Origin of the sequence: Paroceanicella profunda (genome assembly GCF_005887635.2) — a bacterium.
GTDB lineage: Bacteria > Pseudomonadota > Alphaproteobacteria > Rhodobacterales > Rhodobacteraceae > Paroceanicella > Paroceanicella profunda.
The window spans coordinates 3808935-3832813 of the sequence record NZ_CP040818.1 but is presented as its reverse complement, the minus strand read 5'-3'; the positions used below and the strand labels follow the sequence as shown (position 1 = coordinate 3832813).

The following is a 23879-nucleotide window of genomic DNA, read 5'->3' as shown; positions in this document are numbered from 1 at the left end:
CGCCCATCCTCGACGGAACAGGGTTCATCCGCAGCCCGACCTGTGCTTATCTTGCGCCAACAGCAATCGAGACCGAAGTGCCGGAAGTCTCTGGATTTCCGGGGATGTCGGGCAACCTGATCCCCAGGCCGGGCAGCGCGCCCCGGGCCCTCCAGAATGTGCCCCCCCGGGTGCCCCAGGCAAGACAGACCAGGAGGACGACGATGTCTGACGATACGATCAACGGGAAACCGCTGCACCCGGCCGTGCCGATGTATGCCCGCGAGGTGCGCGACGGGCGCATGGACCGGCGCGAGTTCCTCGCCATGGCCACGGCGCTGGGCGTGACCAGCGCGGGCGCCTACGGGCTGGCCGGGCTCGTCGCGCCGGCGCCCGCGGCGGCCCAGGGCAGCGGCGGCACCCTGCGCGTGCAGATGGAGATCAAGCGCGTCGCGGACCCGCGCATCTTCGACTGGTCGCAGATGTCCAACGTGGCGCGCGGCCTGTGCGAGACGCTGGTGCGCTACACCCGGGAATTCACCTTCGAGCCCTGGCTGCTGGAAAGCTGGGAGGTCTCCGACGACGCCACGCAATACACGCTGCACGTCCGCCAGGGGGTGACATGGTCGAACGGCGACGCGTTCTCCGCCGATGACGTGATCTACAACCTCACCCGCTGGTGCGACAGTTCCGTGGAAGGCAATTCCATGGCCACCCGCCTGGTAAACATGATCGACCCTGCCACCGGCCAGCTCGCCGAGGGCGCGCTGGAGAAGCGCGACGACTACACCCTGCACGTGAAGCTCGCCAAGCCCGACATCGCGCTGATCCCGAACTTCGCGGAATACCCCTGCCTGATCGTCCACCCCTCCTTCGACGACACCGGCGCGGACCTCACCGCGAACCCGATCGGCACCGGCCCGTTCATGATCGAGAGCGTGGACGTGGGCGTGGGCGCCGTGCTCACCAAGCGCGGGGACTGGTGGGGCGGCGACGTGGGGCTGGACCGGATCGAATATGTCGACCTGGGCTCGGACCCCTCCGCCTTCGTGGCGGCCATCGAGGCCGATGAGATCGACATGGTCTACCAGTCCACCGGCGAGTTCGTGGACATCTTCTCCAGCCTGGGGCTGGAGATGTCGGAGGTCGCCACCGCGGCCACGCTCTGCGTGCGGCCCAACCAGGCGGCGATGGTCGATGGCAAGGCGCCCTATTCGGACGTGAAGGTGCGCCGCGCCATGCAGATGGCGATCAGCAACCAGACCGTGCTCGACCTGGGCTATGCCGGGCTGGGCCAGCCGGCCGAGAACCACCATGTCGGCCCCATGCACCCGGAGTATTACCCGCTGCCGAAGAAGGAGCGCGACATCGAGGGGGCGAAGGCGCTGCTCGCCGAGGCCGGGATGAGCGATTTCGAGTTCGAGCTCATCTCCATCGACGATGACTGGCAGCGCGCCACCTGCGACACCATCGCCGCGCAGATGCGCGAGGCGGGCATGACCGTGAAGCGCACCGTGCTGCCCGGCGCCACCTTCTGGAACGACTGGACGAAATACCCGTTCTCGGCCACGGAGTGGAACATGCGCCCGCTCGGCGTGCAGGTGCTGTCGCTGGCCTACACCAGCACCGGCACCTGGAACGAGGCCGCCTACGCCAACCCCGCCTTCGACGCGCGGCTGGACGAGGCGCTCTCCATCGCCGACGCGGAGAAGCGCAGCGCGGTGATGAAGGACCTCGAGACCATGCTGCAGGAGGACGGGGTGATCATCCAGCCCTACTGGCGCTCGCTCTACCGCCATTACCGGGACTACGTGAAGGGCGCGGAGATGCACCCGACCTTCGAGCATCACCACGACCTGTGGTCCATCGAGAGCTGACGCCCCGCCGCGGGGGGCGGCGCGCCGCCCCCTCTCTCCCGGCCGGCCAGGGCCGGGCCCCGACCCGAGACTGCGGGCGTGTCCTGCCGGGCCCGCCTGAGCCCGGGGCCCGCGTGGCGGGCCTCCAGCCGGAAGGAGGCACATGCTCCTCTTCGTCCTCAAGCGCCTTGGCGTGATGCTGATCACGGCGCTGTGCCTCACCTTCGTGGTGTTCTGGCTCACCAATCTCGACCCGAACCTGAAGAAGCTCGCGAAGGAGCAGGCCAACGCCCGCATGACCGATGCGCAGGTGGAGACCTGGCTGGAGAGCCACGGCTATCGCCGTCCGATGGTGCTGCGCTACGGCGAATGGGTGGCCGCTGTGGCGCAGGGCGACCTCGGCACCTCCACGGTGTTCCGCAAGCCCGTGGCCGGGATCGTCGCGGAGCGGCTCACCTACACCGGCTGGCTGATGTTCTGGGTGATGGTGGTGATGGTGCCCTCGGCGCTGCTCATCGGCGTGCTGGCGGGCATGCGCGAGGGCTCGCGCACGGACCGCACGCTCTCCACCTTCTCCATCGCCTCCACCGCCACGCCGGAATATGTCTCCGGGGTGATCCTGGTGGTGCTCTTCGCCTCCTCTCGCGGCGGGCTCTCGCCGATCTTCCTCGAGCGGGGCACGCTGCTGAAGGGGGTGGCCACCTCGGCCACCGAACACATCACCTTCGAGAACTTCGCCCTGCCGGTGGCCACCATGGCGCTCTACGGCATGGGCTACATCGCGCGGATGACCCGGGCTTCCATGGCCGAGGTGATGACGGCGCAATACATCCGCACCGCGCGGCTGAAGGGGGTGAGCTTTGCCAACATCGTCATCCGCCACGCGCTGCGCAACGCGCTGATCGCGCCCTTCACGGTGATCATGCTGCAGTTTCCCTGGCTGCTCACCGGGGTGGTGATCGTGGAGACGCTGTTCAATTACAAGGGCTTCGGCTGGACGCTGGTGCAGGCCGCCTCGAACAACGACATCGAGCTGCTGCTCTCCTGCTCCATCGTCGCGGTGCTGGTGGTGCTGGTGACCCAGCTCATCTCCGACATCGGCTACGTGTGGCTCAACCCGCGCATCCGCGTGCGCTGAGAGGGGGGCGAGCATGGAACCACTGTCCTGGGGCGAGATCTTCCTGCGCATGGCGGCGGCCTTCTGGCCGGTCTGGGCCGGGCTGGCGGCGATCTTCGCGGCCTCCGTCGCGGCGCGCCGGCACCTCGGGCTCTACGGCAAGCTGTTCAGCTCGCCCATCGGGCTCATCGGCCTCGCGCTGGTGCTGTTCTGGGCGCTCACCGCGCTGTTCGCGCCCGAGATCGCGCCCTTCGCGCCGCTGGAGCAGATCGCGGCGCTGAAGAACAAGGTGCCCGGCACGCCGGTGCCCGACAGCGGCGGGCTCGCCTACCTGCTGGGCGGCGACAACCTGGCGCGCGACGTGTTCAGCCGCATGGTCTGGGGCGCGCAATCGGTGCTGATCATAGCGCCCGCGGCCACGCTGATCGCCTTCATGGCCGGCATCACGCTGGGCCTGCCGGCGGGCTATTTCGGCGGGCGGCTGGACACGTTCCTGAGCTTCCTCGCCAACATGGTGCTCGCCTTCCCGGTGATCCTGCTGTTCTACCTGCTGGTGACGCCGGAGATCGCGCGCGAGCCGATGGTGAGCCTGGGCGGCATCGGCCTGTCGCTGCCGCAGATGATGGCGGCCGTGCTGTTCCTGTTCCCGCTCGCCTTCGTGCTGATGCTGCTGCGCACCCGGTACGGGCGCCAGCCGGCGCGGCTGGCCCCGCGCATGGCGGTGGCGCTGGCGATCGGGCTCTGGGCCTATCTCGGCCTCGCCTTCAACGCGGACCCGCTGGGGGTTCTCTACATGGACCCGTTCCTGCTCAACATCTTCGTCTCGGTGGTCTTCGTGAACTCGCCCACGGTGTTCCGCATCGTGCGCGGCCTCACCATGGACATCAAGACGCGCGACTATGTCTCCGCCGCCCAGACCCGGGGGGAGGGGCCCTGGTACATCATGCTCTGGGAGATCCTGCCGAACGCGCGCGGGCCGCTGATCGTCGATTTCTGCCTGCGCATCGGCTACACCACCATCCTGTTCGGCACGCTGGGCTTCTTCGGCCTCGGCATCTCCCCCGAGAGCCCCACCTGGGGCATGACCATCAACGAGGGCCGCCGGCTGCTCTCGGTCTACCCCCATGCCGCCATCGCCCCCGCCGTGGCGCTGATGAGCCTGGTTCTGGGGCTCAACCTGCTGGCGGACGGGCTGCGCGAGCAGTCGCTGAAGGACTGATGGCGGCGCGGGCACCCGGCCGGGAGGTCCCGGGGCCGGCCCGGGACGCCGGATCGCGGGGCGGGCGCGTGAGGCGGGAGACCCGGTGCCCCGGCCGTCACGCCGGGGCCTGCCCGGCCGCCGCGGGGCGCAATTCACGGAGGAACAGGCGATGACGGACACGGACGACACCCCGATCCTCGAGATCGACAAGCTCTCGATCAGCTTCTTCACCCAGGGCGGCGAGATCCCGGCGGTGATGGATTTCTCCTGCACCGTGCGCGCGGGCGAGGCGCTGGGCCTCGTGGGGGAGAGCGGCTGCGGCAAGTCCACCGTGGCGCTGGGCGTGATGCAGGATCTGGGCCGCAACGGCCGCATCACCGGCGGCTCCATCCGCTTCAAGGGCCGCGACCTCGCCTCCCTCAGCCCCTCCGAGCTGCGCCACATCCGCGGCAACGAGATCGCGATGATCTACCAGGAGCCGATGGCCTCGCTGAACCCGGCGATGAAGATCGGCCGGCAGCTCATGGAAGTGCCGATGATCCACCAGGGCGCCTCGGCGGCCGAGGCGCGGGCGCTGGCGCTGGAGGTGGTGGAGGCCGTGCGCCTGCCGGACGCAGAGCGCATCCTGAGGGCCTATCCGCACCAGCTCTCCGGCGGCCAGCAGCAGCGCATCGTCATCGCCATGGCGCTGATGTCCAAGCCCGCGCTGCTGATCCTCGACGAGCCCACCACCGCGCTGGACGTGACGGTGGAGGCGGGGATCGTCGACCTGGTGAAGGACCTCGGCGCGCGTTTCGGCACCTCGATGCTGTTCATCTCCCACAACCTCGGGCTGATGCTGGAGACCTGCGACCGGCTCTGCGTGATGTACTCCGGCGAGGCGGTGGAGCGCGGCTCCATCGCGGACGTGTTCGACCGCATGCGCCACCCCTACACGCAGGGCCTGTTCCGCTCCATCCCGCTGCCGGGGGCGGACAAGAACGCCCGGCCGCTGGTCGCCATCCCGGGGAATTTCCCGCTGCCGCACGAGCGCCCGCCGGGCTGCAACTTCGGCCCGCGCTGCGACTATTTCCGGGCCGGGCGCTGCGATGCGGCACCGGTGGCGATGGAGGACGTGCCCGGCGACGACCGCCACGAGACGCGCTGCCTGCGCCACGCGGAGATCGACTGGCTGGCCGGCCCGGTGGCGAGCGCGGACACCGAGCCGGTGGCCCCCGGCGACGTGGTGCTGAGCGTGCGCGAGCTGCGCAAGTACTACGAGGTGAGCGGCAGCGCCTTCGGCAGCGGCGAGACCCGGGTGGTGAAGGCGAACGAGAGCGTGAGCCTGGAGGCGCGCGAGGCCGAGACACTGGCCATCGTGGGCGAGAGCGGCTGCGGCAAGTCCACCCTCGCCAAGCTGCTGCTGGGGCTGGAGACCGCCACCGCCGGCAGCATCACCCTCGCCGGCGAGGAGATCCAGGACATCGCGGTGGACGCGCGCGCGCGCGGCACCGTCTCCAGCATCCAGATGGTGTTCCAGAACCCGTTCGACACGCTCAACCCCTCGCATTCCGTGGGCAGCCAGATCATGCGGGTGCTCGAGCTCTTCGGCGTGGGCGACAGCACGGCCGCCCGGCGCGAGCGCATGCTGGAGCTGCTCGACATGGTCAAGCTGCCGCGCGCCTTCGCCGCGCGCATGCCGCGCCAGCTCTCCGGCGGGCAGAAGCAGCGCATCGGCATCGCCCGCGCCTTTGCCGGCACGCCGAAGGTGGTGGTGGCCGACGAGCCGGTCTCCGCCCTCGACGTCTCGGTGCAGGCGGCGGTGACGGAGCTTCTCACCGAGCTGCAGCGGCGCAACCGCACCACCATGCTGTTCATCAGCCACGACCTATCGATCGTGCGCTACCTCGCGGACCGGGTGATGGTGATGTACCTCGGGCACGTGGTGGAGATAGGCACCACCGACGAGGTGTTCGCGCCGCCCTACCACCCCTACACGGAGGCGCTGCTCTCCGCCGTGCCGATCGCCGACACGCGGGTGACCAAGCGGCACGTGGTGCTGGAGGGCGACATTCCCTCGGCGATGAACCCGCCCTCCGGCTGCCCGTTCCAGACCCGCTGTCCGCGCAAGGCCGAAGTGCCGGGAGACCTGTGCGAGACCGAAGTGCCGCCGCTGCGCGACCTCGGCCACGGCCATGGCGTGAAGTGCCACCTCGCGCAGCGGGTGCTCGACGGCATGGAGCCGGTCATCCAGATGACCTGACCCCGGGCCCTCCGGCTCCCGGTCTCCCCCACGAGCGCTGCACGCCCCGGTCTGTTCCGGAGGAAGAGGGCGGAGCGGACTGCCGGCCCGGCCACGTCCACCCGGCCTCGCTGGCTGTCGAACGCCCCGGCAACGCCTCCGTGGGCATGGGCTCCTGCTGCCCCGATACACGCGCCCCGGCGATTGTGGGTGACCGGGTGCCGCTGGGCCGGCGGCGCGGCGCCGCCGACGACCCGAAGGGGGCTCGATGCCCCCGAGGGGCGTTTCCCCGGACAGGATTCTTCTCGCGGCCAGCTGCCGGGTGCGACGCGCGCGCCCGGCAGCCCCCGGATGCCGGCGGGCAGGATCGCAGCAGCGGGCCCCCCGGGGCGCATCGCGCGCAGGTCGGCGGGCGCGGTTGCGCGTGGAGAGCCCGGGCCCGTCCGGGGCCGCGTGTCCGGCGCTGCGATCTCGCCCGGCCCGGCCCGGGGCGCGGGCCCGGTATCGCTGTTGCGCGTCCGCCCGGCGTTTCGCGCGTGGGAATGTCCCTCGGGGGCATCGAGCCCCCTTCGGGCCATGGGCGGCCTGCGCCGCCGGCACGACGGGCTCAGGCGAGCAGGGGCTGGCCCTCGGCGGCGGCGGCGATGGCGGCGGCCTGGTGGGGTTGCAGCTCCTGCTGGCCGTAGGCGGCCATGTTGGAGAGCCAGGGGTCCTCGATGCCGGTGGCGATGCCCGACATCTCCTCCAGCACCGCGAGGCCGCAGTAGGGCACGTGGGAGGCGGAGTAGCCGCCCTCGTGATTCATCGCGAGGCGTCCGCCGCAGCGGCAGGCGGTGAAATCCATCAGCATCCGGGTGAGGGCGCGGTAGGTGCCCGAGTGCATCATCATGCAGCCCAGCGGGTCGTTCGCCGAGCCGTCGAAGCCGCTGGCCACCACCACCATCTCCGGGCCGAAGGCCTCCAGCGCCGGCAGCACGAGGCGCTCGAAGGCCGCCACATAGGCGCCGTGGCCGGAGCCCGGGGGCAGGGGGATGTTGATGTTCGCCCCCAGCCCCGCGCCCGCGCCGCGGCTGCCGGTGCCGCCGGTGGTGAGCGGGAACAGCCGGTCCTGGTGCAGCGAGATGGTGAGCGTCTCGCCGTCCTCCCAGAAGGCCTGCTCGGTGCCGTTGCCGTGGTGCACGTCCCAGTCCACCACCGCCACGCGGCCCAGCCCGTGTTCGGCCCGCGCCTTCAGGATGGCGATCGGGATGTTGCCGAGCAGGCAGAAGCCCATGCCGATGTCGCGCTCGGCGTGGTGGCCGGGCGGGCGGGTGAGGGCGTAGCCGTTCGCAACCTCGCCGCGCAGCACCGCCTCCAGCACCCGGCAGGTGCCGCCCGCCGCCAGCCGGGCGATCTCGAAGGAGCCGGTGCCGAAGGGGGTGAGGCCGCCGGCGTCGCCCCCCTCCGCCTCCGACAGGGCGCGCAGCTTCGCGACGTAGGCCGGCGTGTGGACGCGCAGGATATCTTCCTGCGTCACCGGCGTGGCGGGCAGGGCGGTGAGCTGCCCCAGCAGGCCGGAGACCTCCAGCAGGTTGCGCATGCGCCGCTTGGTGGTGGGGTTCTCCGCGTGCTCGCCGGGCTCGATGGTGAGCCCGGGCGGGAAGACCGACGCATAGTTCTTCGTGTCGTGCCAGAGGTAGAGCTCGTGGAAGTTGAACCCCGTCGCCATCACGCGCCCGTCCCGGCGGTGGCGGTGGCGGTGGCGGTGGCGGGCACGGAGCCCGCGATGGCGCGCGCCGCGCGCTCGGCGATCAGCACCGTGGTGGTGTTGGTGTTGCCCGAGATCATCTTCGGAAACAGCGAGGCATCGGCCACGTGCAGCCCCTCGATGCCCTTCACCGCGAAGGAGGCGGGGTCCACCGGGGCCGCCGCGTCCGTGCCCATGCGCAGCGTGCCGGCCACGTGGTAGAGCGTGGTGCAATGGCCGCGGATGTAGGTCTCCAGCTCCGCGTCGCTGCGGCACTCGGCGGAGGGCTGCATCTCCGCGCCCAGGATGCCGGCCAGCGGCTCGGTCGCCGCCACCCGGCGCTGGATGCGGATCGCCTCGACCAGCGTGGCGATGTCCCGGCCGCTCGGGTCGGAGACGAAGTATTTCGGGTCGAGGTCCGGGTGGTCGAGCGGGTTGGCCGAGCGCAGCCGCATCTCGCCGCGGCTTTCCGGGCGCTGCAGGGTGCAGTGGAAGGTCATGCCGGATTTCGAGGCGAGGAAGCGGGCATAGTCCCGGTGCGGGGAGGCGGCGCCGTAGAACTGCAGGTCCGGCTCCACGTCGGGGCGCGAGCGCACATGGGCGCCGGCGGCCACCCAGGCGGAAGTGCGCGGACCGGTCTTCGCCTGCTCCCATTCCGCGAAGCTCTCGGTCAGGAAGGCCTCGTCCCAGGCGCCGATGCCGCCCTCCTCCTTCGTGTAGTAGGAGAAGGGGATGTTGATGTGGTCCTGCATGTTCTTGCCCACCTGGGGGATGTCGAGCACCGGGGTGACGCCGGCGGCGGCAAGCTCGTCCGCAGGGCCTACGCCCGAGAGCATCAGCGTCTGGCACGAGCCGATGGAGCCGGCGCAGAGCACCACCTCCGCATCCGCGCAGACCCGCTGCAGCACGCCGTTCTCGAGATATTCCACCCCCTTCGCGCGGCCGCCCTCGAGGATCACCCTGGTGATGTGCACGCCGGTCTTCAGCGTGAGGTTGGGCCGCGGCAGCGCCCCCTCCAGGAAGGCGCGGGAGGTGCCGGAGCGCGCGCCCTCGCGGATGGTGAACTGGAAGAGGCCGAAACCCTCCTGCTCGGGCCCGTTGAAATCCGGGTTCGCGGGGTAGCCGGCGGCCACGCCCGCCTCGATCCAGGCGCGCTCCCAGGGGTGGGTCCAGGCCACGTCCTCCACATGCAGGGGGCCGGAGGTGCCATGATAGGCGGGGTCGGTGCGGCCGGTGTTGCCCTCCGTCGCGATGAAGTCCGGCAGCACGTCGGCCCAGCCCCAGCCGGGGCAGCCCATGGCCTCCCAGCCGTCGAAGTCCGACGGCAGGCCGCGGATGTAGATCATCGCGTTCATCGCGCCCGAACCGCCCACCATCTTGCCGCGCGGCCAGAAGATGCGCCGGCCGCGGCAGCCGGGCTGGGCCACGGTGTAATAGCCCCAGTCGGCGGCGGTGTTGAACAGGGTCACCCAGTCCGAGGGGACCTTCGAGTTGATCGGCGGCTGGCCGCCCGCCTCCAGCAGCAGCACGCGGCGGTCCGGGTCGGCGGAAAGCCGGGAGGCGAGCACGCAGCCGGCAGACCCGGCACCCACGATGATGGTATCGAACATGTCAGCGGTCCTTTCAGGGGCGGCGACGGAAGAGGTCGGAAGCCTTGCCCACCAGCCCGCGGGGCAGGAGGACGGTGGCGGCGGCGATGATGAGACCGAGCCCGAGAGTGCGGAACTCCCCGGCCTCGCGCATGAATTCGTCGGCGAGCATCAGCACGATCGCCCCCACCACCGGGCCCCAGAAGGTGCCCACGCCCCCCACCACCGCAATGGCGATGACGAAGAGCAGCTGGGAGAGCGAGAACAGCCCCGGCCCGACGGCCTGGAAATGCGCGGCGTAGAGCCCGCCGGTGAGCCCGGTGAAGAAGGCCGAGAGCGCGAACACCAGAAGCTGGGTGTGGAAGCGGTTGATGCCGCGCGCCACCGCGTAGGCCGGGTTGTCGCGCAGCGCCTTGAAGGCGAGGCCCATGGGGGAGTGGATGATCCCCCAGGACATCACCATGGTGAGCAGGAAACCGCAGAGCACGATGGCGTAATTGCCCATCATCCAGTCGCCGCGCAGGAGCTGGCGCATGCCGAAATCCCCGAAGCGGGCAAAGCCGGTGGCCCCGCCGGTGAACTGCCGGCAGGAGGTGCCCTCCATGCGGAAGCAGGCCGTGTCGGTGACGATGAGCAGGTAGAGCACCTGGGCGATGGCCAGCGTGAGCAGCGCCACGTAGACGCCCTGCAGCCGCAGGCAGGCGAGCCCCACGATCACCGAGAACACGACCGCGATCAGCGCGCCGAGCGGGATGGACAGCCAGATCGACAGGTCGAAATACTGCGCCAGCATCGCCGTGCCGTAGCCGCCCACCGCGAAGAGCGCCATCTGGGCGAGGGAGAACACCCCGGCATAACCGAAGAGCAGGTTCCACTGCGCGGCGACCGAGGCCCAGAACAGCGCCAGCACGATCTGGCCCAGCACGTAGCGGCTGTCGATCAGGAAAGGCGCGGCGATGGCGAGGGCGAGCAGCAGCGCGCCCACGAGAAGGTCGGTCGCGATGCCGCGGCGGGGCGAGGGGGCGTCGGGCGCCGGGGCCGCCTGCGCCGCAGAAGCGGCGCCGGGCGAGGCTGTCGCGGGGCTGGCTGCAGCGGAGCGTGCCGTGTGCCCGGACGCGGCGGAGGCCGCCGCGCCGGGGGTGGGCGCATCGGCGCCGGGTGCGGGGGTGTCGGTCATGCTCTGCTCCCTCACATGCGGCGGATCTGGGCGCGGCCGAACAGGCCGGCGGGGCGCCAGATCAGGATGGCGATGACCAGCAGCAGCAGCACCGGGAAGCCCCAGCGGGCCCCCGCACCGAACTGCACCGCCGCCTCGATGATGGCGAGGCCGAAGGCCGCGGCGATGGCGCCCGGCAGGTTGCCCAGCCCCGCCACCACGCACATGATGAAGGCCTTCAGCATCGGGTCTGCGCCCAGCCCCGGCGTGAGCTGGGTGATCGAGCTCACCAGCACGCCGCAGATGCCGGCGAGCCCGCCGGAGAGGGCCAGCACCTGCAGGTAGACCCGCCCCACCGGCACGCCCATCAGCAGCGCCGCGTCGCGGTTCTGCGCCGTGGCGCGGATGGCCCGGCCCATGCGGGTGCGCGAGATCAGCACCGAGACCGCCACCATCACCGCCACCGCCACGGCCACGATGACGATGTTGAGCATCGGCACCACGCCCGCCCCCACGCTCACCGCGCCGGAGATGGCGAAGGGCTGGCGCAGCGGTTGGCCGCCATAGACCAGCAGCAGCGCGTTCTGCAGCGCGATGGCGATGCCCACGGTCGCGATCATCACGCTGGTCTCGAAGCCCGTGCCGCCGGATTTCAGCAGGCTGCGCACGATGCCGAGGTAGAGCAGGATGCCGGCAAGCGCACCGGCCGCCACGGCCGCCAGCATCGCCACCGGCAGCGGGAGGCCCAGGGTTTCCACCACGGTGAAGGCGATGTAGCCGCCGAGCGCGAGCATCGCGCCATGGGCCATGTTGAGCATGCCCATCGAGCCCCAGATGAGCGAGAGCCCCACGGTGGCGAGGGCGTAGAGCGCGCCGTTGGTGAGGCCGGTCACGAGAACGGCGGTGAGGATGTCGAGCATCTCAGCCTCCCAGGTAGGTGGCGAGCAGTTCGTCGCGGTCCATCAGCTCCGCGGGCGGGCCGGACCAGACGATCTCGCCATTGTCGAGCAGGTGCATGGCGTCGCAGAGCTCGGCCACCCGGGCCGGGTTCTCCTCCACCAGCAGGATGGTGCGGCCCTGTTCGCGCAGGCGCCCGATCACCTCGTAGATCTGCTCGATCACGAGGGGGGCGAGGCCGAGGGAGGGCTCGTCGAGCATCAGGATGGCGCCGCCGGCCATCAGCCCGCGCCCGATCCCCACCATGCGCCGCTCGCCGCCCGAGAGCGAGGCGGCGAGCTGGCGGTGCCGCTCGCGCAGGCGGGGCAGCAGGGCGTGCACCTCCGCGAGCCGGGCCTCGATCACGCCCGCGTCGGCCTCCCTGTAGGCGCCCATCATCAGGTTCTCGTGCACGGTCATCTCGGGGAAGAGCAGGTCGCCCTGCGGCACATGCGCGACACCCGCGGCGGCGATGCGGTGCGGGGCGAGGGCCTGCACCTCCGCGCCTCCCACCAGCACGCGGCCGGAGCGCGCCCGCACCAGCCCGGAGACGGTGCGCAGGAGCGTGGACTTGCCGTGGCCGTTGGGGCCGACGACGGTGACGATGCGGCCGCGGGGCACGTCGAGCGAGATGCCGCGCAGCACGTCCGGCCCCTCGTATCCGGCGGTCAGCCCCTGCAGGCTCAGCGCGATATCGGGCTCAGGCATGGGCGGGCGCTCCGGCGAAATGGCGCTTCAGGCGGCGGGCGGCTCCCTGGCCGAGATAGGTCTCGACCACGGTCTCGTCCTCGGCCACGCGGTCGGGCGGGCCCTCGAAGATGATCTGGCCGTGATGCATGATCAGCACCCGGGTAGAGAGGGTGAGCAGGAAGCGCATCACGTGCTCGATGAGCACGATGGTGATGCCGCGCGCCTGCATGCGGCGCACCAGCTCCTGGACGAGGTCGATCTCGGCGCTGTTGAGCCCGCCCACCGGCTCGTCTAGGAAGATCATCCGCGGTTCGGTGGCCATGGCGCCGGCGATCATCAGCAGCTTGCGGTCGAGCACCGGCAAATCGCCCGCGCGCAGGTGCGCCTTGGGCCCGAGCCCGGCGAACTCCAGCGCCTCCGCTGCCGCCGCGCGCGAGGCGGCGGAGAGGCGGAAGCCGGGGAAGCGCCGCGCGTGGCGGCCGAACTGGGCGGCCACGGCCACGTTCTCCGCCACGGTGAGGTGCTCGAAGGCGGCGTTGAGCTGGAAGGTGCGCGCGATCCCGGCGTGGCAGATCTCGTCCGCCCCCGCTTCGGTGATGTCGCGCCCCATGAAGTCGATCCGCCCCCCGGAGGGGGCGGTGATGCCGGTGACCACGTCGAAGAAGGTGGTCTTGCCGGCGCCGTTCGGCCCGCCGATGCCCAGTACCTCGCCGGGGGCGACCTGCAGGGACACCGCGTCCACCGCGCGCAGCGAGCCGAAGTGCCGGCTCACCGCGTTGCAGGTGAGGATCGGTGCCGCGCCCGGGTTCACGACATCCACGGCGGCATCATGAAGGCCGCCTTCGCGTAGGAGCCGGGGGCGACCATCACCGGGTCGGCGGCCACGTCCTGGTGCTGGAGGAACTGGTGCGGCATGCCCAGCGAGGCGTCGGCGATCTGGGTGGGGTAGCAAAAGGCGGACTGGCCGTCCGGGTCGAAGCGGCAGATGCCGTTCACGCCGCGGTAGATCAGCCGGTTCATGGAGGCGGCCACCTTCATCGCCTGCTCGCGGTCGAAGGGCGCCCCCGGACCGCCGGCGATGGCGGCGGCCAGCGCCCATTTCCACAGCCCGTCATAGGTCTGCGAGCCGGTGAGATAGGAGGAGTTCTCGCCGAAACGCGCGCGGTAGGAACTGCGGAAGGCTTCGGAGAACTCATCCGGCAGGCAGCCCACCACGGTGGAATAGAGCACGCCCTTCACCGCCTCGCCGCCGATCTCCTTGAAGGCGGGCAGGGAGGGGCCGTACTGCATGTAGATCAGGCTGTTCATCGGCTGCGGCGCGAACTGCACCATGAACTGCGCGAGGTCCTGGGGCAGGAAATGCGTCACCGCGATCACCGCCGGCGGGTCCTGGCGCAGCTTGGCGAGGGTGGGGCCCCACTGGTTGTTGGGGAACTGCACGGTCTCGTAGAGCGAGACTTCCCAGCCGAACTCCGCCGCCTGGTCGCGCACCGCGTTGGCGATGGTGATGGAATATTCGTTGGCCGAGGGGATGAGGGCGATCTTGCGGTTCGCCGGCGTCCACTGGCCGCTCTCGATCAGCGTGTTGAGATAGGTGAGCAGGCCGGGGCCGTAGTAATATTCCGGCGGGTCGCCCTGAAAGCAGCCGTAGTAGCGCTCGGGGTCTTCCTTGAACTTGTTGTTGTGCGAGATCATCGTGTTGTAGTGGCAGAAGATCACGTCATTGTCCGCGGCCACGTCCATCTCGACCATGTTGGTGCCGGAGTTGTAGCCGTTCATGATCACCGGCGTCTCGTAGCGGTCGATCAGGCGCTGCATGGCCTGGGTGACGAGGTCGGCGCCCATGTCGGCGGTGTCCTCGACATGCAGCTCCAGCGGGCGGCCGAGCACGCCGCCGGCGGCGTTGATCTCGTCCACCGCCATGGTGAGCCCGTTCTGGAACTCGATACCATCGGCGGCGGCGATGCCGGACATCGGCAGCGCGGCACCCACCGGGATCGGGGCGCCCCCGGCCTGGGCGCGCGCGCCGTTGAGACCGGCGAGCAGGGCGGTGCCCGCGGCACCGGCCGCGGCCGAGCCCCTGAGCAGGGAACGTCTGTTCAGCATCGTCAGCACTCCTTGTTGGAAGGCGCCGCATTCGGGTGCGGGCCGTTGTTCTGCACTGGTCTGGCGCCGGCCCCTCAGGGCCGGGCGCGGGGGTCTCTCAGAGGAACCGGTCCGGATGGGCCGCGCCGTAAGCCTTCGCGAAGCCGATCACGTCCGCGTCGCGGCCGCGCCCGGCGATCACCTGCAGCGCGATGGGCAGGCCGCTCTCCGACAGCCCGGCGGGCAGGCAGGCGGCGGGCTGCTGGCTGAGGTTGATCGGGTAGGAGAAGCCGGCCCATTCGATCCAGCGCGGCAGGCCGGAGCCGGGGGGCACCTCCTCCCCCGCCTTGAAGGGGAGCACGGCCGCGCCGGGGGAGACGAGGAAATCATAGCTGCCCAGAAGCGTGTCCATCGCCGCACCGTAGTCCGCGCGGGCGGTCACGGCGGCGAGATAGTCGGGGATCGACCAGGTGAGGGCGGTGTCGGCCATCTCCACCATGCCCGGGTCCACCGCCGCGCGCTGCCCGGCCGGGAGGCCGGCGAGCCGGTTGGCCGCCCCGGCATACCAATGGGTGTTGAAGATGCCCAGCAACCGGTCGGACATCGGCAGGGCGATCTCCTCGACGATCGCGCCCGCGGCGGCCAGCGCGGCCACTTCCCTGTCGATGCGTGCCGCGATCTCGGGGTCCACCGTGCCGGAGGGCGGCGTCTTCCAGTAGCCGATGCGCAGGCCGGCGAAGGAGACCTCCACCGGGTCCAGCCCCGGGAACACCGCCTCGCCCTGCAGCCAGTCCTGACGGTCCCGGCCCGACATCACGTCGAGCATCAGGCCCATGTCGTCCGGGCGGCGGGTCATCGGGCCCACATGCGCCACCGTGCCGAAGGGGCTGGCGGGGTAGGCGGGCACCCGGCCGAAGGTCGGCTTGATGCCGCAGATGCCGGTGAAGGCGGAGGGAACGCGGATGGAGCCGCCGCCGTCCGAGCCGAGGTGGAACACGCCCGCGCCGCAGGCCGCCGCCGCCGCCGCGCCGCCGGAGGAGCCGCCGGGCGTCACCTCCGGGTTCCACGGATTGCGGGTGATGCCGGTGAGCGCGCAGTCGGTGAGCGCCTTCCAGCCGAATTCCGGCGTTGTGGTCATGCCGAGAAACACCAGTCCCGCCGCGCGCAGGCGCGCCACGGCCGGCGCGTCCTCCGCCTTCGGGGCGGCGTCGGTGGTGGTGGAGCCATAGCGCGCCGGCCAGCCCTTCACCGAGACGATGTCCTTGATGGTGGAGGGCACGCCGTCCACCGGGGAGAGCGGGGCGCCGGCCTTCCAGCGCGCCTCGGACGCGGCGGCCGCGGCGAGGGCCGTGTCCGCGTCGATCATCGAGAAGGCGTTGAAGCGCTCCTGCGCCGTGGCGGCGCGCTCCAGTGCGGCGCGCGTGGCCTCCACCGGCGAGAGGCTGCCATCGGCATAGGCCTGCGCAAGCGCGCGGGCGCCGAGGCGGCAGAGGTCCGGGGCGTCGTCGATGGGAGTGGGCTTGGTCTGAGGCACGCGGTTGGTCCGTCCGTTCCTTGGGGGGGTGGGGACGATGCTGCGGCGCGGATGGTTCTGGATAAAATGCAATGTTTGTATAAAGATTATACATGAAATGTAGAAAGGCGAAGATTATGAGCGCCAGCCTGAGACAGTTGCGCTTTGTCTGTGCAGTGGCCGACGAGGGCAGCTTCCTGCGTGCCGCGGAGGCGATGAACATCTCCCAATCCTCGATCCTCGCGGCGGTGGAGGCCGCGGAGGCGGACCTGGGCGCGCGGCTGTTCGAACGCCGCCGCGCCAGGGGGGTCGTGATCACGCCGGCGGGGGAGCGCTACCTGATCGCCGCGCGCCAGCTTCTGGTGGCCGAGCAGGACTTCAACCACCGCGTGAAGGGGCTGAACGACCGGCACGGCCCGCTGCGCATCGGCTGTTTCGAACCTTTCGGCGCGATGTTCATGGTGGAGGTGCTGGGCCGGCTGCGCGCGCGGCTGGGGGCGATCACGGTGGAACTGTTCGAGGCCGACCAGCCCCGCCTGAAGCGTTTCCTGGACCGGGGCGAGATCGACCTCGCGCTCGCCTACGACCTGGGCCCGGATTTCGAGGGCGCGATCACCGAGATCTGCCGCGCGCCGCCGCACGCGATGGTGCCGCTCTCCAGCCCGCTGGCCCTGCAACCGAGCGTGAGCATCGAGGACCTGGCCCGCCAGCCGCTGGTGCTGCTGAGCCAGCCGGTCACCGTCACCTACCTGCTCACCCTGTTCGACTACGCGTCCCAGCGCCCGGAAGTGAGCTTCAAGAGCCGCAGCTACAGCACGGTGATCCGCGCGGTGGGGGCAGGGTTCGGCTGCACGGTGCTGAACCTGCGGCCCCCCAGGCCGCTGGAGGTGGAGACCGGATGCCTGCGCCTGCCGATCGACGAGGGCCTGCCGGGGCCCAAGCTGATCGCGGTGGACCGCTACGGTGACCGCAAGCCGCGGCTGCTGCGCGCCTTCATCGAGGAGCTCTGCGGCTATTTCGGCACCCGGGCGCCGGAGGTTCTCGCCGCGGAGTGACGTGGCGGAGGCGCGCCCGCGCCCGGGTCCGCACCGGCGTTTCCTCCCCGTCCGCGCACAGCTGCACCTCCCCGGCGCGCGGGCACTTCCCCGTCTGCGTGCACCTTTCGTTTGCGACCTTGCCCGATACTGCCTGCGAATTGGGGGGGCGGAGCGGCCCGGCCCGGGAGCTTCGGCGCGCCATCGCCCGCCCCGCCCAGGCCGGCTGTCGCCGGGAGGTTCCTGCGCTGCATGTGGTGAGGGAGAGCGTGACGCAGATGGAGAATATTCTGCCGTTGGTCCAGAATGCCGGGTTGATCGCTCTCGCGCTGATGTTCTTCGGCACCCAGTCGCGTTTTCCCGAGGCCGGGGAGCCCGCCTGGATGCAGGGCGTGACCGGGCTGATGTTCGGCTTCGGGGCCATGCTGTGCATGCTGCTGCCGGTGGAGATCCGCCCCGGGGTCATCATCGACGCCCGGCACGCGGTGATCGCGCTCACGGCGCCCTTCTGCGGCCCGGTCGCGGCCCTGATCGCAACGGGCATGGCCATGGGCACGCGGCTCTGGATCGGGGGCGCGGGGGCTGTTCCGGGCGCGGCGGGGCTGGCGATCACCCTGCTCACCAGCCTGGCCTTCGCCCGCTGGGTGCAGCCGCGCGGGGCGGGCTACGACATGCTCCAGCTGGTCTGGCTGGGGTTGATCTTCCATGCCAACGTATTGCCGGTGTTCATGTTTCCGCTGAAAGTGGCGCTGGCGACGCTGGAGGAGATGTTCCTGCCGCTCATCGTGGTGAACATGATCTGCGTCACCCTGTTCGGGCGCTACCTCAATATCAACCTGCGGCGCGCGGTGCGCGAAACCCGGCTCAGGCGTGAGGCCGGCACGGACAGTCTCACCGGCCTCTCCACGCGGCGCGACTTCGAGTTGCGCGGGGGGGAGAAGTTCGTCCAGGCCCATCTCACCGGCCGGCCGCTGTCGCTGGCGGTGTTCGATCTCGACCATTTCAAGACCGTGAATGACACCTATGGCCACGCCGTGGGCGACGCGGTTCTGATCACCTTCTCCGCGCTGCTCACCCGGCGGGTGCGCAGCAATGACCTGGTGGGCCGCTATGGGGGCGAGGAAATCGTGGTGCTGCTGGAAGGCGCCGGGCGTGAGGACGCGCTGAAGATCGTCAACCGCATCCGGCTGGACTTCGCGCGGCACATGTTCGACGGCGGCACGCGCCACTTCCACGTGACGACCAGCGCCGGCGTGGCAAGCATGACGGGCTCAAACGCGAATGATTTCGGGGAGTTGTTCCGCAACGCGGACAAGGCGCTGTACAAGGCGAAGGCGCAGGGCCGGAACCGGGTGGTGGCCGCGCCCGACGCCGGCCGGGGCAGCAGGGGGAGGGGCGCTGCCGCGCAAAGCGGCGAGGCCCCCCGTCCCCCCGGGCCGGCCGCTGTCGCGGCCGGCCGGAATGGTTAGCGGCTCGCCACCAGAGCCGGGTCGGGGCGCACCTGGTCGCACCAGGCGCGGATCGCCTCGTCCAGGGAATTGGCCGTGGCCGAGGCGCCCAGGATGGCGATGGTGCAGCCGTCCTCGGCCCAGGCCGTTTCCGCGCCGTCTTCCATGCACAGGGTTTCGAGCAGTTCCTGACGGTCTTCAGGGGTGTAGCGCCGACGGAAGTCTTCGGAGATGGCATGGCGGCGCTCCCCGGTCCGGGTGAGGGCGGCATGCGAGATACCGGCTTTATGGATCGTCATCTGCGTGGTCCTTTCGCAGTCAACCGCCGGTCCCGGCGGGGCCGGTGGCGGTGCGTTGTTCGGGACACTCCCTGCCGGACGGGCCGGCAGCGGAAGCGGTCGCGTCTGTTTCGCGCGCAAGATCGCACGAAGCACAGGCCCGGTGGGGCAATGCTGTGGAGCGGGTGGCCAGCCCCGCGAAACTGCGGAGAGAATGGCGTCGGCTCTTTTACGTGGGTCGGACAGGTCACCGGACGGCGGCGTCGCGCTGCGCCCTATTTCCCGGCTCTGCCCCAGATCATCACGCTCGGAAGGAAGACACGAAACATTCTGTAACACAAAATTGCCACCGGGCCGCAGGATATTTTTCAGCCCACTCCCGCGCAAGGCGAAGCCCGCGCCATTTCAGGCGTTTGCCGGGCGGGCCGGACCGTCGTTCCGGGGCAGGTCTGCGCCGGATTGCGCGTGTCGGGGCCGAATCACGTCATTGGTGCGTCGCTTTACCGGGCGGTATCACGAGAGCGGGGCCCGCCGGCGCGGCGGACCCCGATGAGGCGCGGGCGGAGCGCTGCGGCTGCTCAGCTGGGGACGACGTTGCGCCGGTCGAAATGGAACAGCCAGGTCTCGGTGAGCGGCGCGCCGTCCAGGGCGAGGTACATCCGCAGTTCCGAGGCCATCTCGGCGGGGTCGAGTGCGAGGTCGACGGTCGCGCGCCAGACATTTCCGTCCGGCACCGGCTCCGAGAAGGTGCGGATCACCCGGCCGTGCGAGGTGCTCACCATCACCTCCGGGAACACGCCGTAGGGGATCTTGCGCATCACCGAGGGGCGGTCGAACTCCACGACGAACTTGTATTCGTCCGCCGGGCGCGGCTTGCCGGGTTCGCCGCCGCGGCCCACGCGGGTGGCGATGGTCTGGGCGATGTTCTCCGCGGGATGCGGGTCGCCATCCTGCCAGTAGAGCTTGTAGTGCAGCCGGTAGCTGCTGCCGGCTGTCGCGGGCGCCTCGGGCACCCAGAAGGCGCCGATGTTGTCATGGATCTCGTCATCGGTCGGAATTTCAAGGAGTTGCACCGCGCCGGCGCCCAGGGGCTCCACCGGTTCCACCCAGAGGCTGGGCCGCCGGTCATAGCGCACGCCGTCCTGGAAGTGGTCGAAGTTGCGGTCGCGCTGCATCAGCCCGAAGCCGTGCGGGTCATGGTCCTGGAACGCGGCGACGGAGGTGTAGGGCGGGTTGTTGAGCGGGCGCCAGATGCGCTCTCCCGCGCCGGTCCACAGGGCGAGCCCGTCGGAATCATGCACTTCCGGGCGCCAGTCGTTGATCCGCTCGCGGCCGTACTCACCGTACCAGAACATCGAGGTGAGCGGAATCAGCCCGAGCCGCGCGATGTCCGCGCGCAGGAAGAGGGTGCATTCCACCTCCATGTTCACGCCGCGGGTGCGGTCCTCGCCCCGGGTCATCCGGAAGCGGTAGGCGCCGGTGATGCTGGGGCCGTCGAGCAGCGCGCAGACGGTTACCGGGGCGTCCGGGTCCGTGCTCTCCGCGATGTAGAACTCGGTGAAATCTGGGAATTCTTCGGCCCGGTCGGGCAGGGCGGCGTCCACCACCACGCCGCGCGCCGAGAGCCCGTACTGCCCCGAGGCGCCGATGGCGCGGAAGTAGGAGGCGCCCAGGAAGGCCACCCAGTCCTGGGTGCGCCAGTCGTCCGCGGTGTTCCATTCCTGCAGGCGGAAGCCGGCGAAGCCGGAATCGGGGGGCAGCAGGCGGGCCGGGCTGTCCTGCGGCATCTCGAACAGGTCCGGGCTGTAGGCGATCTCGGTGGCGGTATCGCCCTCGACCACGTGCATCTTCACCGCCTTGGTGAAGAACTGGCCGAGGTGGAAGAAGGTGACCGGGTAGGCCCCGTCGCGGTCGCCGAAGGGGGCGCGGTCGGTCTTGAACTTCAGCTTGCCATGCGCCTCGTAATCGATCTGGCGGGTGACCTCGGGCATCGGCTGATAGGGCGGTGAATAGGGGGATTTCGCGGCCGCCTCGGCCCGCGACACCAGCCCCTCGTAGGAGAACGGCTGGCTCGCGCCCTGCGCGAGGGCGCGCCGCGCGGCCAGCGGCGTGGCGAGGAGGGCCGCGAGGCCGGCGGAGCTGCGCAGGAGGTCGCGTCTGTTCAGGTGCATCTGATCCCCTTGTCCCTGTCTGTGTGCCCGGTCGTGCGGCACTGCGAAACGTAATAATGGTCAGCTCCCCGGAGATTTCCAGACAAACACCGTGCAAGGCCCTCACACGAAGGCAACATTTCGTGGGTATCCGTGACCCCGGGGGTGGCCGCTGCGCTGCGGCACATGGTGCGGCGCGCGCAGGCATCGAATGGAAGAAATATCCTTTCATGACATGCTGTTGCGGCATGTATTTCACCCTGAACACGAAGCACGGGCAGTGCATTCAGGGTGCAGTCCGGCTGCGCCGGCGTGGTCCGGGCGGCTCAGCCCGGTGTGAGGCCTGCCTCAGCGGTCCGGCAGGCGCCTGCGGGCGATGGCGGCGAACAGGCCGGCGCCGGTGAGCAGCAGGTCGTCGTTGAAGTCGTAGGACGGGTTGTGCAGGGGGGCGGAGTCCACCCCGTTGCCCAGGAAGGTGAACACGCCGGGGACATGGTCGAGGAACCGCGCGAAATCCTCCGAGGCGCAGACGGCCTCCGCCGCGCCGCTCACCGTGACGCCGGGCTGGGTGCTGGCGGCGGCCAGCACCTCGCCGACCAGCGCGGGGTCGTTGACCAGCGGCACGAATTCGCGCCGGTAGTCCACCGTGACCTCCAGCGCGTAGGACTGGCCGATGCCGGCGGCGATGCGGCGCATCTCCGCCTCGATGCGCGCCGAGGTGGCGGCGGAGAAGCTGCGCGCGTCGCCCAGGATGCGCACGTTGCCCGGCAGCACGTTGCGGGCGCCGTCGGTGAGCACTTCGGTAACCGAGAGCACCGCTGCCTCCGACGGGCTCAGCCGCCGCGAGGCGATGGTCTGCAGGTCGCCCACCAGGGCGCAGCCGGCAACCAGCGCCTCGCGTCCCGCCTCGGGCCGGGCGGCATGGCCGCCGATGCCCTGCAGGGTGATCTCGAAAATGTCCTCGGCGGCCATCAGCGGGCCGGGCCTGGTCTCGACATGGCCCAGGGGCATGCCGGGCATGTTGTGGATGCCGTGGATCTCGTCGAAGGGGAAGCGGGCGAGCAGGTTGTCCTCCAGCATCGCGATGGCGCCGCGGCCCCATTCCTCGGCCGGCTGGAACACGAAGCGCACCGTGCCGTCGAAGCCGCCCTCTTCGGCCAGCGTGGTGGCGGCACCCAGCAGCATGGCGACATGCCCGTCATGGCCGCAGGCGTGCATCAACCCGGGCTTGCGCGAGCCGTGCGGGCGCCCGGGCGCCTCCGCGATGCGCAGGGCGTCCATGTCCGCACGCAGCGCGATGGCGCGGTTGCCCGAGCCGCGTCGCAGGCTCGCCACCACGCCGGTGCCGCCCACGCCGCGGACCACCTCCAGCCCGAGATCCTCCAGCGTCCGGGCGATGAGCGCGGCGGTGCCGTGCTCCTCGAAACCGAATTCGGGCTGCTCGTGCAGGCTGTGGCGCCAGTCGGTCATCCTGCGTCGCAGGCAGGTCGCGTCACTCATGTCGGGGTCATCTCCTTTCGGGGGCGGAGGGCGTCAGGCGGCGACCTGGTCGGGGCGGAGCCCGACGAGGCGTTCGTAGAGGGCGGGGTCGGTGGCGCCCTCGGTGTTGATCACGAGGACGCGGGCCCCGGCGCCCAGGGCAAGGCGGCTCCGCAGGCCGGGGTCTTCGAGCGCGCGGATGAGCCCGGCGAGCCCGGTGCCGCCGCTCTCTCCCGCCACCACGGCCGGGTCTCCCGGCTCCGGCCGGGCGAGGCGGCGCATGGCGGCGGGGGAGGTCTCCTCCGCCAGGGTGAGGAACCCGTCCGCCAGCCGCGACAGGATGCGCCAGGCCACCCGCGACGGCTCGTAGCATTCCAGCATCGCCATCACCGTGGGCTCGGCCTCCGCCACCCGCACCGGCGTGCCTGCCACGGCGGAGGCGTGCAGGCAGGCGGCGCGCTCCGGCTCCACCACGATGACCATCGGCATTTTCGCCCCGAGGACGACGCGCATGTGCCCGGCCACGGCAGCGGCGAAGCCGCCCACCCCGGCCTGCAGGAACACGTGCGTGGGCGGGGCCGGCAGGGCCTTCAGCGCCTCGCGCACCATCACGGTGTAGCCCTGCATCACCAGGCCCGGGATGCGCTCATACCCCGGCCAGGACGTGTCGGAGACCACGGTCCATCCCTCGGCCTCAGCCACGCGCGCGGCCTCCTCCACCGACGCGTCGTAGCTGCCGGAGACCCGGATCATCCGCGCGCCGAATCGGGCGATGGCCTCCACCCGTGCGTCGCTCACGCCGGAATGCACGAAGATCGCGGCCTGCGCGCCGCACAGCTGCGCGCCCTGCGCCACCGAGCGGCCGTGGTTGCCGTCCGTCGCGCAGGCGAAGGTCATGCTGCCGGCGATCTCGCGCAGGGCGGGGGTGCCGAGCGCCTCCGGCGCCACAGGGTGGCCGAGCCGGCGCTCCGCCTCCTCCAGCACCAGAAGCTGTACCGCGTAGGCCCCGCCGAGCGCCTTGAAACTGCCCAGCCCCAGCCGCGCGCCCTCGTCCTTCACGTGCAGGTCCGCGATGCCGAGCGTCCGGGCGAGGCCGGCCAGCCTGTGCAGCGGGGTCGCGACATGCTCCGGCCGCAGGGCGAAGATCGCCTGCGCCCGGTCCGCTCCCCCGTCCGACAGGAGGGCGGCGTCCTCCGGGGCGAGATCCTGTCCGTAGTCCGCGGTGCCATTGGGCTGATACAAGGGATGTCTCCTGCGTGTCTGGCTGAGAATAGCCGGGAATCCGGGCGTGTCTCGCGCAATTACGTATCAGGAAACGCGAAATGGTGCGCGCGTTGCATCCCGCACCCTGCGGACGCTCCGGGGATGACCTCCACCAGCCGCGGCTCCGGGGTTCCCGGGCGGCGGGCCGGGGCGGGGGC

Annotated in this window: 18 protein-coding genes; 6 read left to right on the top strand and 12 right to left on the bottom strand. The window is 70.7% G+C overall.

Going from position 1 to position 23879, the window contains the following annotated elements; translation table 11 throughout:
* The first annotated feature begins 203 nt into the window (after positions 1-203).
* From FDP22_RS17130 to FDP22_RS17115, 4 genes are all read left to right on the top strand, one after another.
* Positions 204-1856 carry an ABC transporter substrate-binding protein gene (locus FDP22_RS17130; RefSeq protein ID WP_138576008.1) on the top strand — a complete coding sequence of 551 codons (1653 nt, stop codon included), beginning with the start codon at positions 204-206 and terminating at the stop codon, positions 1854-1856.
* 142 nt (positions 1857-1998) lie between these two features.
* Positions 1999-2973 (top strand): ABC transporter permease, encoded by a 975-nt coding sequence (locus FDP22_RS17125; RefSeq protein WP_138576009.1) that lies wholly within the window; start codon positions 1999-2001, stop codon positions 2971-2973.
* 13 nt (positions 2974-2986) lie between these two features.
* Complete coding sequence (locus FDP22_RS17120) at positions 2987-4171, top strand: ABC transporter permease (RefSeq protein ID WP_138576010.1); 1185 nt, start codon at positions 2987-2989, stop codon at positions 4169-4171.
* A gap of 151 nt (positions 4172-4322) precedes the next feature.
* Complete coding sequence (locus FDP22_RS17115; RefSeq protein WP_138576011.1) at positions 4323-6395, top strand: dipeptide ABC transporter ATP-binding protein; 2073 nt, start codon at positions 4323-4325, stop codon at positions 6393-6395.
* 586 nt (positions 6396-6981) lie between these two features.
* Here FDP22_RS17115 and FDP22_RS17110 read toward each other — a convergent pair.
* The 8 genes from FDP22_RS17110 to FDP22_RS17075 form a co-directional block, all read right to left on the bottom strand.
* Complete coding sequence (locus tag FDP22_RS17110) at positions 6982-8082, bottom strand: class II histone deacetylase (protein ID WP_138576012.1); 1101 nt, start codon at positions 8080-8082, stop codon at positions 6982-6984.
* On the bottom strand, positions 8082-9710 hold the full coding sequence (locus FDP22_RS17105) for a GMC family oxidoreductase (protein ID WP_138576013.1): 1629 nt from the start codon (positions 9708-9710) through the stop codon (positions 8082-8084). The genes FDP22_RS17110 and FDP22_RS17105 overlap by 1 nt, the downstream gene beginning before the upstream one ends.
* Before the next feature lie 13 nt (positions 9711-9723).
* Complete coding sequence (locus FDP22_RS17100; RefSeq protein WP_138576014.1) at positions 9724-10866, bottom strand: branched-chain amino acid ABC transporter permease; 1143 nt, start codon at positions 10864-10866, stop codon at positions 9724-9726.
* Between the two features lie 11 nt (positions 10867-10877).
* Positions 10878-11765, bottom strand: a complete 888-nt coding sequence (locus FDP22_RS17095) for a branched-chain amino acid ABC transporter permease (protein WP_138576015.1) — start codon at positions 11763-11765, stop codon at positions 10878-10880.
* A 1-nt stretch (position 11766) separates the two neighbouring features.
* Positions 11767-12489 carry an ABC transporter ATP-binding protein gene (locus tag FDP22_RS17090; RefSeq protein ID WP_138576016.1) on the bottom strand — a complete coding sequence of 241 codons (723 nt, stop codon included), beginning with the start codon at positions 12487-12489 and terminating at the stop codon, positions 11767-11769.
* Complete coding sequence (locus FDP22_RS17085) at positions 12482-13291, bottom strand: ABC transporter ATP-binding protein (protein WP_239031815.1); 810 nt, start codon at positions 13289-13291, stop codon at positions 12482-12484. Before FDP22_RS17085 ends, FDP22_RS17090 begins: the two co-directional genes overlap by 8 nt.
* Positions 13279-14577 (bottom strand): ABC transporter substrate-binding protein, encoded by a 1299-nt coding sequence (locus FDP22_RS17080; RefSeq protein ID WP_138576017.1) that lies wholly within the window; start codon positions 14575-14577, stop codon positions 13279-13281. Before FDP22_RS17080 ends, FDP22_RS17085 begins: the two co-directional genes overlap by 13 nt.
* 97 nt (positions 14578-14674) lie before the next feature.
* The gene (locus FDP22_RS17075; RefSeq protein ID WP_138576018.1) at positions 14675-16090 is read right to left on the bottom strand and encodes an amidase; all 1416 of its coding nucleotides are present in this window, start codon (positions 16088-16090) and stop codon (positions 14675-14677) included.
* Between the two features lie 116 nt (positions 16091-16206).
* Here FDP22_RS17075 and FDP22_RS17070 point away from each other — a divergent pair, with 116 nt between their 5' ends.
* Both FDP22_RS17070 and FDP22_RS17065 read left to right on the top strand, forming a co-directional pair.
* The gene (locus FDP22_RS17070; RefSeq protein ID WP_170317744.1) at positions 16207-17124 is read left to right on the top strand and encodes a LysR family transcriptional regulator; all 918 of its coding nucleotides are present in this window, start codon (positions 16207-16209) and stop codon (positions 17122-17124) included.
* Between the two features lie 257 nt (positions 17125-17381).
* On the top strand, positions 17382-18572 hold the full coding sequence (locus FDP22_RS17065) for a GGDEF domain-containing protein (protein WP_138576020.1): 1191 nt from the start codon (positions 17382-17384) through the stop codon (positions 18570-18572).
* On the opposite strand, the gene FDP22_RS17060 is transcribed toward FDP22_RS17065, so the two are convergent.
* The 4 genes from FDP22_RS17060 to FDP22_RS17045 form a co-directional block, all read right to left on the bottom strand.
* Entirely contained in the window at positions 18569-18850 is a 282-nt protein-coding gene (locus FDP22_RS17060) for a hypothetical protein (RefSeq protein ID WP_138576021.1), read from the bottom strand. The genes FDP22_RS17065 and FDP22_RS17060 overlap by 4 nt on opposite strands.
* A 557-nt stretch (positions 18851-19407) precedes the next feature.
* Positions 19408-21000 (bottom strand): OpgD/OpgG family glucan biosynthesis protein, encoded by a 1593-nt coding sequence (locus tag FDP22_RS17055; RefSeq protein ID WP_138576022.1) that lies wholly within the window; start codon positions 20998-21000, stop codon positions 19408-19410.
* Positions 21001-21327: 327 nt separating this feature from the next.
* Positions 21328-22479, bottom strand: coding sequence for an amidohydrolase (locus tag FDP22_RS17050; protein ID WP_138576023.1), 1152 nt, complete (start codon positions 22477-22479; stop codon positions 21328-21330).
* Positions 22480-22512: 33 nt separating this feature from the next.
* Positions 22513-23700, bottom strand: a complete 1188-nt coding sequence (locus FDP22_RS17045; protein WP_138576024.1) for a diaminopropionate ammonia-lyase — start codon at positions 23698-23700, stop codon at positions 22513-22515.
* Between the last annotated feature and the right edge of the window lie 179 nt (positions 23701-23879).

Coding starts and splice junctions, on each gene's coding strand:
- FDP22_RS17090 (WP_138576016.1), bottom strand. CDS start 12,489: ATGCCTGAGCCCGATATCGCGCTGAGCCTGCAGGGGCTGACCGCCGGA.
- FDP22_RS17125 (WP_138576009.1), top strand. CDS start 1,999: ATGCTCCTCTTCGTCCTCAAGCGCCTTGGCGTGATGCTGATCACGGCG.
- FDP22_RS17080 (WP_138576017.1), bottom strand. CDS start 14,577: ATGCTGAACAGACGTTCCCTGCTCAGGGGCTCGGCCGCGGCCGGTGCC.
- FDP22_RS17105 (WP_138576013.1), bottom strand. CDS start 9,710: ATGTTCGATACCATCATCGTGGGTGCCGGGTCTGCCGGCTGCGTGCTC.
- FDP22_RS17055 (WP_138576022.1), bottom strand. CDS start 21,000: ATGCACCTGAACAGACGCGACCTCCTGCGCAGCTCCGCCGGCCTCGCG.
- FDP22_RS17070 (WP_170317744.1), top strand. CDS start 16,207: ATGAGCGCCAGCCTGAGACAGTTGCGCTTTGTCTGTGCAGTGGCCGAC.
- FDP22_RS17065 (WP_138576020.1), top strand. CDS start 17,382: ATGGAGAATATTCTGCCGTTGGTCCAGAATGCCGGGTTGATCGCTCTC.
- FDP22_RS17100 (WP_138576014.1), bottom strand. CDS start 10,866: ATGACCGACACCCCCGCACCCGGCGCCGATGCGCCCACCCCCGGCGCG.
- FDP22_RS17050 (WP_138576023.1), bottom strand. CDS start 22,479: ATGAGTGACGCGACCTGCCTGCGACGCAGGATGACCGACTGGCGCCAC.
- FDP22_RS17130 (WP_138576008.1), top strand. CDS start 204: ATGTCTGACGATACGATCAACGGGAAACCGCTGCACCCGGCCGTGCCG.
- FDP22_RS17120 (WP_138576010.1), top strand. CDS start 2,987: ATGGAACCACTGTCCTGGGGCGAGATCTTCCTGCGCATGGCGGCGGCC.
- FDP22_RS17060 (WP_138576021.1), bottom strand. CDS start 18,850: ATGACGATCCATAAAGCCGGTATCTCGCATGCCGCCCTCACCCGGACC.
- FDP22_RS17110 (WP_138576012.1), bottom strand. CDS start 8,082: ATGGCGACGGGGTTCAACTTCCACGAGCTCTACCTCTGGCACGACACG.
- FDP22_RS17115 (WP_138576011.1), top strand. CDS start 4,323: ATGACGGACACGGACGACACCCCGATCCTCGAGATCGACAAGCTCTCG.
- FDP22_RS17095 (WP_138576015.1), bottom strand. CDS start 11,765: ATGCTCGACATCCTCACCGCCGTTCTCGTGACCGGCCTCACCAACGGC.